Here is a 12,606-nt window from a genome sequence, read left to right as displayed (position 1 = left end):
CGCAGGCGAACGTAGCTCAGTTGGTAGAGCGCAACCTTGCCAAGGTTGAGGTCGCGAGTTCGAACCTCGTCGTTCGCTCCACATGAGGAAGCCCCCGGTCCAGGCCGGGGGCTTCTTCGTGTCTCCGCGTCCTACCAGCGCACGCCCGTCAGGCGCTCGTAGGCCTCGACGTACTTGGCGCGGGTCGCGTCCACGACCTGCTGCGGCAGCGCCGGCGGGGGCTGCTCGCTCTTCCGGTCCCAGCCGGACTCCGCCGAGGTCAGCCAGTCCCGCACGAACTGCTTGTCGTACGACGCCTGCGCGCGACCCGGCTGCCACTGGTCGGCGGGCCAGAAGCGGGAGGAGTCCGGGGTGAGGACCTCGTCGGCGAGGATGAGCTCGTCGCCCTCGAAGCCGAACTCGAACTTGGTGTCGGCCAGGATGATCCCCCGCTCGCGGGCGATGTCCCGGGCGCGGGAGTAGACGGCCAGGGTGGCCTGGCGCAGGCGGGCCGCGGTGTCCGCGCCGGTCTGGCGGGCGACCTCCTCGTAGGAGACGTTCTCGTCGTGCTCGCCGACCTCGGCCTTGGTGGCCGGGGTGAAGATCGGGGCGGGCAGCTCCGAGCCGTCGACAAGGCCCTCGGGGAGGGCGAGGCCGCAGACCGTACGGGTCTCGTTGTACTCGGCCAGGCCCGAGCCGGTGAGGTAGCCGCGGGCCACGCACTCCACGGGGACCATCCGCAGCGACTTGCAGACCAGGGTGCGGCCCTGCCAGTCGGCGGGGGCGCCCTCGGGCAGCGCGGTGCTCAGGACGTGCCCCGGGACCAGGTCGGCGAGCTGGTCGAACCACCACAGGGAGAGCTGGGTGAGCACCCGTCCCTTGTCGGGGATCTCGGTGGGCAGCACCCAGTCGTAGGCGGACATGCGGTCGCTGGCGACCATCACGAGGTCGCCCGCCTCGTTCTGGTACAGGTCGCGCACCTTGCCGGTGTGCAGATGCACCAGACCCGGAACCTCAAGCGGCTCGGGCTTTTCGACGAATCCGGACACGGTTCCTCCCCGTGGTTCTGTCCAAGTACGTCGATTCTCCCGTATGCGGCGACCGATCTCCGTGCGGGGTGGCCGCGGACCTGGTCAGTCGCGTTTGCAGATGCGGTCCAGGAGGTTGGCGGTGGCCCGCTGCACCCGCGGGTCGACGTGGCCGGGGCGGTCCAGGGCCGGGGACCAGGCGAACGTCCCGGACGCGAAGACCCAGGCGCCGGACGGCGCCCGGTACAGGGACGTCTCCTGGTGGCGCCGGGCGCCGTGGACGTCGGTGTACGGGGAGTGGGCGAGCAGAACGCGCTCGTCGTGCTCGGGGAGCGGGGTGCGCGGGAAGTAGCGGTCGGCCTCGCCGGCGACCAGGTCCTCGATCTCGTCGCCCTCCTGGGCGCCGGTGGCCTCCCAGAGCCAGTGGCCGGCGTTGCGGACGATCATCGGGTGCGGTTCGGGGACGCGCCCGGCGTACTGGATGCCGAGCAGCTGCTGCTCGGCGCGGTCGATCTCCCGCCACAGCACGGGCCGGCCGGGGCCCTGGCGCTTGCGGCAGGTGAGCAGGCGGTCGGGGACGCCGGAGGGGGAGGGGGCCAGCTCCACCTGCCAGTACATGGTGTTGGCGGAGAGGAAGACCAGGGACGTGCCGTGCTCGCGGGCCAGCTCGGTGGTGCGGCGCATGGCCGCGGACCAGTACTCGTCGTGGCCGGGGAAGACCAGGCCCCGGTAGCGGGTCGGGTCGACGCGGCCGGAGTGCAGGTCGCGGGCGTCGGCGTAGGCGATGTCGTAGCCGTAGCGCTCGGCGAAGCGGATGAAGTCGTAGGCGTGGCCGACGTGCAGGGGCAGGCCGGCGCCCGCGTAGGGGCGGTCGAAGGAGACGGTCGTCGCGGCGTCCGCCTCGCCGAGCAGCCGGCCCTCCTCGTCCCAGGCGTGGTAGAGGCTGGCACCCGTGCGGCCGTCCTCCGGGTAGAGGTTGTACGCCTGCCAGGTGATGTCCGGCAGGAGCAGCAGGAGGTCGGCCGGGTGGTCGTGGCGGACCGTGAAGGGGACGTGCGAGCGGTAGCCGTCGGCGGTGGTGAGGACGGCGACGTACGCGCCGATGTTCCAGTACGACGGGATCTGCAGCCGCCAGGACAGCCACCAGTGGTGGCAGGAGACCGTGCGGTCGGCGGTGAGCGGCGGGGGCTGGACGATGCCGGACAGGCGGGGGCTGGTGGTGATCTTGGCGGCGCCGTCTCCCCCGTAGTGGCCGATCCGGTAGACGTCGACGCTGAACTCCTGCGGCGGGTCGACGGTGATGTGGAAGTCGATGGCCTCGCCGGGGGCGGCGGCTCCGGTGGCGGTGAAGCCCTTGATCTGGCGGCGGACGTCGTCGGCGGCGCGGGGACCGCCGGTGGTGGAGCGCCGCTCGGGGCCCCGCCGGCCCGTCCCGGTCCGCGATCCGGTCCCGGCCGGGTCCAGGTCGGGGTCCGGGTCCACGTACCAGGGGACGACCTGACCGGTGTCGCTGAAGTAGGTCTCACCGCCGCGCAGCCAGGGGACGGGTCCCTGGCCGAAGGGATCCGTGACGGCGTGCGCGAGTGCTCCCGACTCCCAGCGGCGGATGTGCTCGGGCCCCATGGGACTGCCCCCTCCCTCGTGCCCCCGTGGTCGTGCGTATGACGAACGCCTTTGCCATGTGCGCGATCGGTCCCAGCACATCACATTTAGCGCGCGTGCTGTCACTGTTCGTTGCGAAGTGACCGAAAGTGGATTTCAAGGGTCCGGTTCCGGGAGTCGCAGCCTCAGACCAGGCGTACCGGCTTCTCCGCGCGTATGCCGAGCTCGGTCAGCCAGGCGCGCAGGGGGGCCGGGTCGCCGGTCTCGACGAGGCTGCGGACGCGGGGGGCCAGGTCCGCGGCGCGGACGCCGTTGACCAGGAGGGACGGGCCGTCGAGCCAGTCGAGACCGGGAGCGGCTCCCGCGGTGTCCATCGCGGCGCAGCACACCATCGCCGTGATGTGGTCGGTGAGGACCTCGCGGCCGGTGCGCGGGGGCTGGAGCGGGAGGAGGGGCAGCGCGCGGTCGTCCCAGAGGGCGCTGTCGGGGCCTGCCTGTGCCGTGGTCGCTCCGGACGCGGGGGACGGGGCCCCGGCCCCCTCGCGGGCCAGCTGCGCGCTGAGCCCGGCGGCCAGCGCGGCGCCCCGGGGGGTGGTGTCGGCGAGGTCGTCATCGTCGTCGCCGGGGGCCGGGGTGCCGGGCGCGGGGGGCTGGTGGTGGTCGGCGGGGGGCGTGGGGGTGTGAACGTCTGACACGGTCTCGGCAGGGGTGCCGGTGCCGTCACCGGTCTCCGTGCGGGCTCCCGTCTCCGCCTCGGGCCGGGTGCCGGCCTCGTGTCCGTCACGGTCTGCCGGCGGGCCGGGCGTCGTCGGGGCGGGGCGGTCCGTGAGATGGTCCAGGACGCGGGCCAGGGTGGGGCCGTCGGCGCCCGGAGCGGTGTCCTCGGCGGTGCGGCGGACGCCCAGGGTGTCGAGGACGCGGTGGAGGCGGGCCGCGTCCGCGCGCCAGGTCCGGTCGACGACCTCCTCCGGATACTCGTCCCAGCCCACCGGCGCCCAGTCCGGACCGGTCTCCGCCGGTCCCCCGTGGAAGAGGCGCGCGGCGAGCAGGGAGACCGACTCGTCGATCAGCCCGGGCTCCTCCAGCAGGTCGCAGGCGGGACGCTCGCCCAGGCGTGAGGCGAAGCCCTCGGCCAGGCGGTCGCGGCGGGACAGCTCCGTCAGCGCCGCGACGACGCCCACGTCCAGCCGGGCGGGCCAGCGGCCCATCCGCCAGGCGGGCAGCGCCACCCGGGTCAGCAGCCGGTCCCAGCCCGCGTACGCCAGCCCGACCTGCTCCTGGGCGACGATCCGCAGCCCGTAGTCCACGGCCTGGGCGCGCTCGGCGGCGGCCGCCGCGACCCCCCGCTCCATCTCGGCGGCGTGGACGCGGCAACCGCGCAGCAGCAGCCGGGACACCTGGCCGAGGCCGGCGCACACCGTACGGGACAACAGGCAGCGGTCCCGCGCCGTGGCCACCGCCACCGCGGCGTCCAGGCCGCGTATGAAGCGCCGGGCGGCGGCTATGTCGGGGTGCGCCGACGGTCCCGTGCCGGCGACGACCGGGGCGAGGACCGCGCGCAGCTCGCCCACGCGCATCCACCACAGGAAGGGCGAGCCGATGACGAGGACGGGCGCGGCGGGACCGCGGCGGTGGGCGGATCCGCCCGAACCGGCCACCTCGTCGTGCCGCTCCTCGGGCGGCGGGCCGTGGGCGGGGTGGGTGCGGTCCTCCAGCCAGCTGTCGCAGTCCGGCGTGAGCGCTATCGCGGACGGGGCGGGCACCTCGAGCCGGTCGGCGAGGTCGCGCACCAGCCGGTAGAGGTCCGGCGCCGACTCCTCGGCGACCGGGACCGTCGGGGTCATGGCGGGCCGGGCCCGGGCGACGACCAGGGCGACCCCCGCGGCGGCCACCAGGACGAGGAGCGCGAGCGCGGACACGGTCCAGCGGGCGGCGTCCCAGCCCGCGCCCACGAGGAGGCCGGTGGAACCGCCCACGAGCAGGATCACGGCGGCGGCAGCGGGCAGCAGGGCCACGGCCAGCGCCCGGCTGCGGATGCGCAGCACGGCCAGCGCCCGGGAGCGCGCGGCCTGCGCGCCCATCTCCACTCCACCGATACCGGTCATGACCGGACCTCACCCCCTCCTTGCCGCCCTGGGACCGCGCTCCCGCTGTTGCTCACTCCCCCACTGTGGCACCCGCCACTGACATCGCAATGCCGGTGGGCCAAGTGCCGGAACGCTTGCGCGGCACCCTAGTTGGGGCCTTCGCGCCCGTCAGCCGTATGGCGCATCGGTCACTCGATGGAATGGCTTTGGGGAAAGGTGGATGACGGACAGCAAGGATCAGGCCCCGGCTCCTGAGACGGAGCCGGGGCCTGTCGGAGCGGGCGCTCCCCGGGGCGGTCAGGCCCCCGTCGTGCCCTCCGTCGCCGCGTCCGCCGCGGCCTTGGCCGCGATGTCCGTACGGTGCTGGGAACCGTCGAGGCCGATGCGGGCGACGGCCCGGTAGGCACGGTCGCGGGCCTCGGTGAGGTGCGCGCCCGTGGCCGTGACGGACAGGACGCGACCGCCGGCGCTGACGACGGCGTCGCCCTCGCGCTTGGTGCCGGCGTGCAGGACGTAGGCGTGCGGGGCGTCCTCGGCGGCCACCTCGTCGAGGCCGGTGATCGGGTCGCCGGTGCGCGGGGTGCCGGGGTAGTTGTGGGAGGCGACGACCACGGTGACGGCCGCGTCCTCGCTCCAGCGCAGGGGCTCGAGGTCGGCGAGGTTGCCGGTGGCGGCGGCCATCAGCAGACCGGCGAGCGGGGTCTGGAGGCGAGCCAGCACGACCTGGGTCTCGGGGTCGCCGAAGCGGGCGTTGAACTCGATCACGCGGACGCCGCGCGAGGTGATCGCGAGACCGGCGTACAGCAGACCGGAGAACGGGGTGCCGCGGCGGCGCATCTCGTCGACGGTCGGCTGGAGCACGCTCTCCACGACCTCGTCGACGAGCTTGGGGTCGGCCCACGGCAGCGGCGAGTACGCGCCCATGCCGCCGGTGTTCGGGCCCTCGTCGCCGTCGAGGGCGCGCTTGAAGTCCTGGGCGGGCTGGAGCGGGCGCACGTTCTCGCCGTCGGTGACGGCGAAGAGGGACACCTCGGGGCCGTCGAGGTACTCCTCGATGACCACGCGCTCGCAGGCGTTCGCGTGCGCCCGGGCCGCCTCGATGTCGTCGGTGACGACGACGCCCTTGCCGGCGGCGAGCCCGTCGTCCTTGACGACGTACGGGGCGCCGAAGGCGCCGAGGGCCGCGTCGACCTCGGCCGGGGTGGTGCAGACGTACGAACGGGCCGTGGGTACCCCGGCGCCGGCCATCACGTCCTTCGCGAAGGCCTTGGAGCCCTCGAGCCGGGCGGCCTCCCCGGAGGGGCCGAAGACCGGGATGCCCGCCTCGCGCACGGCGTCGGCGACCCCGGCGACGAGGGGCGCCTCGGGCCCGACCACGACCAGGTCGGCGCCGAGCTCGGTGGCCAGCGCCGTCACGGCCGCGCCGTCGAGGGCGTCGACCTGGTGCAGTTCGGCGACCTCGGCGATACCGGCGTTGCCGGGGGCGCAGTGCAGCGCGGTGACGTCGGGGTCGAGGGACAGGGAACGGCACAGGGCGTGTTCGCGGGCGCCGCCGCCGATGACAAGGACCTTCACGGGGGCCAGCCTAATGGGCACGGGCTCGGCCGGTTTGTGCGGGCTTCCGAAGGGGCGGGCGGAGAGCGCTTGTGCGTTCCTCCAGTACGGCCGGGTGCGTCGGCCCCCGGCGCAGGGGCGGCGGGCGGCGCCTACTCGTGCGCGATCTCCTCCACCACCGTCGCCCCCAGCTCCCGTACGAGCAGGTCCTTGCCGGAGAGCGCCGATTCGTCGAGGTCGGGGTCGTCGTCCTCCGGGATGTCGTCCTCCGGGGAGACCGGGGGCGGCGGCTCGGGGGCCGCGGGCCGGGGAGCGGGGTCGGCCGCCGGGGCGGACGCCTGTGCCGCCGGGCCGTGCGCGGGGGACGCCGCGGACGGCCCGGCGCCCTGGGACGACGGGCCGACGGGTGCCGGCGCCGCCGGACGCTGCGCGGGCGCGCCGCCGGCCGGCCCCCCGTAGCCACCGCCGGGGCCGCCGAAGCCACCGCCGCCGTGACCGCCGGACGGGCCGGCGGAGGGCGGGGGCGCCGAGCCGCCGGAGGGGTCGACGACCGCGTCGACCTTCCACTGCACGTTGAACTGCTCGGCGAGGGCCTGCCGCAGCACGTCCTCGCTGCCGCTGCTCAGGAAGTTGTCGCGGGCTCCGGCGTTGACGAAGCCGATCTGGAGGGTCGTGCCGTCGAAGCCGGTCACCTGGGCGTTCTGGCTGAGCAGGATCCAGGTGAACCGGCGGCGGTTCTTGACCGCCTCCAGGATGTTGGGCCAGAGCGAGCGCGGGTCGGGGCCGCCGCTGGGAGCCTGCGCCGGGGCAGCCTGCGCCGGGGCGGCGGACGGCGCCGGGGCCGGGGCGGACGCCGCGGGCGGAGCCTGGGCCGGGGCGGCCGGCGCCTGGGGCTGTCCGCCGCCCGCCGGCGCTGCCGTGGGCCATCCTCCGGGCCGCCGCCCGCCGCCCGCCGGAGCCGCGGTGGGCCAGGCGCCGGGCGCGGGCGCGGTGGGTGCCGGGGACTGTCCGCCTCCGCCACCGACGACACCGGGGCCGGCCGCGGGAGCGGGCGTGGGTGCGGGAGCGGGCGTGGGTGCGGGAGCGGGCGTGGGCACTGGTGCGGGCGCAGGAGCGGGGCCGGCGCCCGGCACCGAGGGCGCACCCTCCCCGGCACCCGGCCCACGGACCGCCGCCCGGGCCGCGGCCGGACCGCCGCCCGGCGGAACGGGCGCGGCAGCCGCGGGGCTCACCGCACCGGCGGCACCGGCATGCGCCTCGGGCCCGGGCACGTACCCCATGGCGGGCGCCCCGGCACCCGCCGAGAACTGCACCCCGCGCTCGATCCGGTCCAGCCGGGCCATCACCGACCGCTCGTCGCCGTACGCGGCTGGCAGCAGCACGCGCGCGCAGATCAGCTCCAGCTGGAGACGGGGCGAGTGGGCGCCGCGCATCTCGGTCAGGCCCTCGTTGACGAGGTCGGCGGCGCGGCTCAGCTCGGCCGCGCCGAAGGACCGCGCCTGGGCCTGCATCCGCTCGATGACGTCGGCGGGGGCGTCGATGAGCCCCTTCTCCGCGGCGTCGGGCACGGCGGCGAGGATGACGAGGTCGCGGAGCCGCTCCAGCAGGTCGGTGACGAAGCGCCGCGGGTCGTTGCCGCCCTCGATCACCCGGTCCACGACCTCGAAGGCGGCCGACCCCTCACCCGAGGCGAACGCCTCGACGACGGAGTCGAGCAGCGAGCCGTCCGTGTAGCCGAGGAGGGACGTCGTCATGTCGTACGTCACACCGTCGGGTCCGGCGCCGGCGAGGAGCTGGTCCATGACGGACATGGAGTCCCGCACGGAACCGGCGCCCGCCCGCACCACCAGCGGCAGCACGCCGTCCTCGACGGGGATGTCCTCCTTGCCGCACACCTCGGCGAGATAGTCGCGCAGGGTGCCGGGCGGCACGAGCCGGAACGGGTAGTGATGGGTCCGCGACCGGATGGTCCCGATGACCTTCTCGGGCTCGGTGGTCGCGAAGATGAACTTCAGATGCTCCGGGGGCTCCTCGACGACCTTCAGCAGGGCGTTGAAGCCCTGCGGGGAGACCATGTGGGCCTCGTCGATGATGTAGATCTTGTACCGGCTGTGGGCGGGCCCGAAGAACGCCTTCTCTCGCAGGTCACGGGCGTCGTCCACACCACCGTGCGAGGCGGCGTCGATCTCGATGACGTCGATCGAACCCGGCCCGTTCCTCGCCAGGTCGCGGCAGGACTGGCACTCGCCGCACGGCGTCGGCGTGGGGCCCTGCTCGCAGTTCAGGCACCGCGCCAGGATGCGCGCGCTGGTCGTCTTGCCGCACCCGCGCGGACCGCTGAACAGGTACGCGTGGTTGACCCGGTTGTTCCGCAGCGCCTGCTGCAGCGGGTCGGTGACATGCCCCTGCCCGATGACCTCGGCAAAGGACTCCGGGCGGTAACGGCGGTAGAGCGCGAGAGACGACACGCATACGAGGTTATAGGCGCCCACCGACAACCGGACCGCCCCGCGAACGCAAGCGCCCCCCACGCACCCGCCAGAGCCGACCTACCCTTGCTGCCTTCCGGCCCTGGGGGAGTTCAGTCAGATAGCGCCGCGTGAGGGGCTGCGCCACACGTTACCCGATCCGGGGCCCCGAGAACGAGTTCGCAAGCACTCTCCGACGTCATGTAATGTTTGCCGCGGAGGATTCGCCTAGAGGCCTAGGGCGCACGCTTGGAAAGCGTGTTGGGGGCAACCCCTCACGAGTTCGAATCTCGTATCCTCCGCCAGTGCCTCACCGGGCACTACGTCGAAGGGCCCCCTGGAAACAGGGGGCCCTTCGACGTAGTCCCTACGCCTCGTTGTCCTGGTCTTTGTCCACAGCGAGGTTTTCGGGGGCTCCCCAGATGGCACGCTCGATCTTCCGGGCCGCTTCCTTGAGCATGGGATCGGTCACGTGCAGGTACCGCGCCCGCATCCGGGCCGCACCGCCCGGCTCCCATCCCATGATCTGGTCGATGACCCGATCCGGGACTCCGAGCAGCATCAGGACGGTGCCCGCGGTGTGCCGGGCGTCGTGCAGCCGACCGTTCCGGACGCCGGCGTCTTCCAGCAGCCGCTTCCAGTCGTGGTAGTCGGTGTTCGGGCTGAGCGGGCCGCCCAACGGCTTGGTGAACACGTACTCGGACTCGGTCCACAGGCTCCCAGCTGTCGCGCGCTCCCGGGCCTGCGCCTCCCTGTGGGAGCGGAGCATCACGACCAGTGGGCCCGGGAGGGGCACGGCGCGGCGGCCGGCCCGCGATTTCGTGTTCTTCGTCTCGCGTCGCACCTGCACCCGGGCCGGGCAGTAGCCAGCCTTCCGCCCGCAAGGCGCAGCCTCGCCGCACCCGTGCTCGTACTTCGGCCGCAGCCGGTTCCGGCGCAGCTTCAGGTACTCGTTGTCCAGATCCACGTCGGACCATCGCAGACCGAGCGTCTCGCCCTGCCGCAGACCGAGCGCCAGGGCCAGCATCCAGCGGGCACTGTTGCGGCGCTTGTTCACTTCGAGCAAGAGACTCTGCACCTCATCGACCGAGTAAGGCTCCACCTCCGTCTCGTCTTCTTCCAGCCGGGGAGGCTTCGCCAACGCGGCAGCATTCTTCGCCGCGTGACCGCGCCGGACCGCTTCGCCCAGTGCCGTACGAGCCGTCCGATGAGCCTGGTGTGCGGTACCCGCCTTGCTGCCAGCGCTCTGCATCCGGCGGTACAGGCTCTCCAGGTGTTCGGGCTCCAGGCGATCGATGCGGTGCCGGCCAATGCCCGGCACCAGGTGCACCCGCACCGCCACCTCGTAACCGGCGTACGTGTTCTCGCTCACAACCGGCTTAGCGATGTTCTCGACCCAGTGCTCAAGCCACTTCGCCACCGTCCACGGCTTGCCGGGCTGGCGCGCGGACCCTTCATCGCGCTGCTTCTCCAGGCGCCGGACCTCGTCCACCAGTTCTTTGCGTGTGGGGCGCGTCAGGTGTCGGCGATAGGGCGTTCCGTCGTCCTTGTAGCCCATGGGCACACGGGCGTGCCAGCGTCCGTCCTTGCCCAGGTAGATGGCCGACTCACCGTTGGCTCGGCGTGTGCGCTTTTTCTCCTCTGCCATTGGCAGTTCCTCCGGTCGGTACGAGGTAGACAGACCGGAGCCCCGCCTACATGCTGGGCGGCGCTCCGGGATGGCGAGATCAGGCGGCGCGCTGTTCGGCGCGGCGGCGGGCGAGGTAGGCGGCCGGGGCGTCGGCGGGGACGCGTCGGAGTCCGCCGATGGTCAGGGACTCCAGTTCTCCGGTGCGGATGAGGGCGTAGCAGGTGGTGCGGCCGATGCGGAGGCAGCGGGCAGCCTCTTCGACGGTCAACAGCACGGGGGCCAGGGCGCCAGCCTCAGCGGGTGGAGCGATGTCCACGGGGGCGATGCTCATGGAACGGTCTCCTCTGGAACTGTCCGTCGGGAGTTCGCGTGTGTCCGAGGTTCGGATTTCTGCGTCACCTGCGTCATCTGCGTCATTCACCGCTTTGACCTGCGGTTTTGCGGTGACGTAGGACTGTGGGGGTGCGTCACCGGTGATGCGGGCATCCGTCATCGGGTGACGCAGGTGACGCGGGGTGACGCAGGAATCGGCGGTCTGCGTCACCCGTCTTTGGGCAGGTCACCGGCCGTTCTCGGGGTGCGGGTGACGCAGGTGACGCAGCGTCTCTCTACTTCGGACAAAGAGAGGGTGCTGTCTGTTGTGGTGCGCGGCTCAGGACGTGAAGAAGGAGCCGCTTCGCGGCGCGACCTTTGCAGGGCGGCGCCGCCGCCGAACAGCAAGAGGAGCACGCGGGCCCGGGTGCTCTTCTTGCTGTTCGGGCGGGCGTGGTGCCGCGCGGTCAGAAGGCTGCTTCCTGTTCGGACGGGGGCGCCGCGGCGGCCGGCCGCGCGATCTCGATGTACCGGGACGTGTTGGTGCGTCCCCAGTCGATGAGGACGCCCCGGGCGGCGAGGGTGGGCTGTAGGCGCTTGAGCCGGTCGGAGAGCACCTTGCCGGTGGTCGGCCACCCCTTGGGGAGGGGGCGGAAGTCCTCGCCCGTGTAGAGGCCGGTGAGGCAGTGCAGCCATTCGGCAGATGTCATCCGCTGCTCGGTGCCCGGCTCAACGGTGGCGGCGTGTTTGAGCACGGTCTGTGCCAGCAGGTCGCCCTCGATGACGTCGTCGTTGAGGTCGTCCAGGCTGGCCCGGTAGGCGGCCAGCGCCCCCAGACCGGTGGCCGCGTCGAGCTGCGCGCACAGGTGCGCGAAGTCCGCCATGCGCAGGTCGGTCGGGATGTCCGCCTGCGCCGCCCGCACCTGCACGGTCAGGTCCAGGAGCGAGCCGAGGATGACGGGCAGCACCTCGGCGAAGTCGGACCACAGTTCCGCCTCGGTGCGCCGCACCTTGGGCCTCTCCAGCCGCAGCGGCAGGAGCCGTTCGGCGAGGTCGGGCCGGATCACGCCGACGTCGATGCCGGTCAGGAGCAGGGGGCGGCGGTAGCCGATGCGGAAGACATCACCGTCGGTGAACAGGGCCCGCTTGACGTTCTCGGCCCCGGTGACGATGCAGCACATCGCATCGGACAGTTCCGGGGTCATGTGGGAGAGGTTGTCCAGGGCGGTGACCCATCCGGCCGCCACCGCCGTGATCAGGTTCTCCTCATCCTTCGGGGCCCGGCGCAGGTCCCCGGTCATGCCCTCGATGATCCGCACGAGCATCCGGCCGCCGGTGGACTTGCCGGCGCCCTGCGGGCCGGTGAGGAACGGGGCCGGAACGGGCACCGACGGTGCGAGGCAGCCGATGAGCCAGGCGATGGCCAGGCACTCGGTCTCCGCGGTGGCGAAGTTGCATAGCCGCATCAGCAGATCGATGCCCTTGCCGTCGGTGTCCTTGACCGGCAACGGCAGCTCCCCCGTGAGCTGGGTACGCCGCCAGCAGACTTCCCGCGGGTCCGGGGTGCGAATGTCCCAGCCCGTGGGGTGGATACGCACGGACTGCCCGTCGGCCCGTCCCAGGTCCAGCCACGTCGCCCCGTCGTAGCCGGGGGCGACGCGGATGTGCACGGGCTGCACGTCCTCGGTCAGCGCCAACGCTTCGATCAGGTCGAGCGCTTCCTTCATCGCGGTGCCGTTGAACACGCCGATGCCGTCCCTGAACAGTCCGACCATGAGTTCCTGCCGATGGCTTCCCGTCGTGCCCTGCGAGCGGATCGGGCGGGCCACAGGGTGGCCGTTGCGCTGCGCGTACACGGTCCCATCCGCGGTGCGGAAGTACCGGAAGTGGGATTGCGCGTAGTCGGTGATGATCTCGCGGGCGGGAGTCTTCTCGTCCTCGGACAT

8 protein-coding genes, 2 tRNA genes and 1 other RNA gene are annotated in these 12,606 nt (G+C 73.1%); 2 read left to right on the top strand and 9 right to left on the bottom strand.

Annotation, left to right across the window (positions count from 1 at the left end):
* Positions 1-5 precede the first annotated feature (5 nt).
* Positions 6-81, top strand: a tRNA-Gly gene (locus IEZ05_RS13590).
* 50 nt (positions 82-131) lie between these two features.
* Here the strand turns inward: IEZ05_RS13590 and IEZ05_RS13585 are convergent.
* The 6 genes from IEZ05_RS13585 to ffs form a co-directional block, all read right to left on the bottom strand.
* On the bottom strand, positions 132-1,028 hold the full coding sequence (locus tag IEZ05_RS13585) for a phosphoribosylaminoimidazolesuccinocarboxamide synthase (protein WP_189230309.1): 897 nt from the start codon (positions 1,026-1,028) through the stop codon (positions 132-134).
* 84 nt (positions 1,029-1,112) lie between these two features.
* A complete protein-coding gene (locus IEZ05_RS13580) occupies positions 1,113-2,630 on the bottom strand; it encodes a N,N-dimethylformamidase beta subunit family domain-containing protein (RefSeq protein ID WP_189230308.1) in 1,518 nt (505 codons plus the stop codon).
* A gap of 164 nt (positions 2,631-2,794) precedes the next feature.
* Positions 2,795-4,714, bottom strand: coding sequence for a M48 family metalloprotease (locus IEZ05_RS13575; protein ID WP_189230307.1), 1,920 nt, complete (start codon positions 4,712-4,714; stop codon positions 2,795-2,797).
* 279 nt (positions 4,715-4,993) lie between these two features.
* Positions 4,994-6,271, bottom strand: a complete 1,278-nt coding sequence (gene purD, locus IEZ05_RS13570) for a phosphoribosylamine--glycine ligase (protein WP_189230306.1) — start codon at positions 6,269-6,271, stop codon at positions 4,994-4,996.
* 131 nt (positions 6,272-6,402) lie between these two features.
* The gene (locus IEZ05_RS13565) at positions 6,403-8,718 is read right to left on the bottom strand and encodes a DNA polymerase III subunit gamma and tau (protein ID WP_189230305.1); all 2,316 of its coding nucleotides are present in this window, start codon (positions 8,716-8,718) and stop codon (positions 6,403-6,405) included.
* Between the two features lie 45 nt (positions 8,719-8,763).
* Positions 8,764-8,862: signal recognition particle sRNA small type (ffs, locus tag IEZ05_RS13560), an RNA gene on the bottom strand.
* 73 nt (positions 8,863-8,935) lie between these two features.
* Here ffs and IEZ05_RS13555 point away from each other — a divergent pair.
* A tRNA-Ser gene (locus IEZ05_RS13555) sits at positions 8,936-9,023 on the top strand.
* 62 nt (positions 9,024-9,085) lie between these two features.
* Here IEZ05_RS13555 and IEZ05_RS13550 read toward each other — a convergent pair.
* The 3 genes from IEZ05_RS13550 to IEZ05_RS13540 form a co-directional block, all read right to left on the bottom strand.
* Positions 9,086-10,366 (bottom strand): tyrosine-type recombinase/integrase, encoded by a 1,281-nt coding sequence (locus IEZ05_RS13550; protein ID WP_189230304.1) that lies wholly within the window; start codon positions 10,364-10,366, stop codon positions 9,086-9,088.
* Between the two features lie 79 nt (positions 10,367-10,445).
* Positions 10,446-10,679 carry a helix-turn-helix domain-containing protein gene (locus tag IEZ05_RS13545; protein ID WP_189230303.1) on the bottom strand — a complete coding sequence of 78 codons (234 nt, stop codon included), beginning with the start codon at positions 10,677-10,679 and terminating at the stop codon, positions 10,446-10,448.
* Between the two features lie 448 nt (positions 10,680-11,127).
* Positions 11,128-12,606 (bottom strand): ATP-binding protein, encoded by a 1,479-nt coding sequence (locus tag IEZ05_RS13540; protein ID WP_189230364.1) that lies wholly within the window; start codon positions 12,604-12,606, stop codon positions 11,128-11,130.

The organism is Streptomyces flaveolus (genome assembly GCF_014648815.1).
Classification (GTDB): Bacteria; Actinomycetota; Actinomycetes; order Streptomycetales; family Streptomycetaceae; genus Streptomyces; species Streptomyces flaveolus.
The sequence above is the reverse complement of the archived record's forward strand: the minus strand, read 5'-3'. Positions and strand labels throughout refer to the sequence as shown.

Excerpts from the sequence above, each read along its gene's own strand:
- IEZ05_RS13575 (WP_189230307.1), bottom strand. The coding sequence starts at position 4,714 with ATGACCGGTATCGGTGGAGTGGAGATGGGCGCGCAGGCCGCGCGCTCC.
- IEZ05_RS13580 (WP_189230308.1), bottom strand. The coding sequence starts at position 2,630 with ATGGGGCCCGAGCACATCCGCCGCTGGGAGTCGGGAGCACTCGCGCAC.
- IEZ05_RS13540 (WP_189230364.1), bottom strand. The coding sequence starts at position 12,606 with ATGTCCGAGGACGAGAAGACTCCCGCCCGCGAGATCATCACCGACTAC.
- IEZ05_RS13550 (WP_189230304.1), bottom strand. The coding sequence starts at position 10,366 with ATGGCAGAGGAGAAAAAGCGCACACGCCGAGCCAACGGTGAGTCGGCC.
- IEZ05_RS13545 (WP_189230303.1), bottom strand. The coding sequence starts at position 10,679 with ATGAGCATCGCCCCCGTGGACATCGCTCCACCCGCTGAGGCTGGCGCC.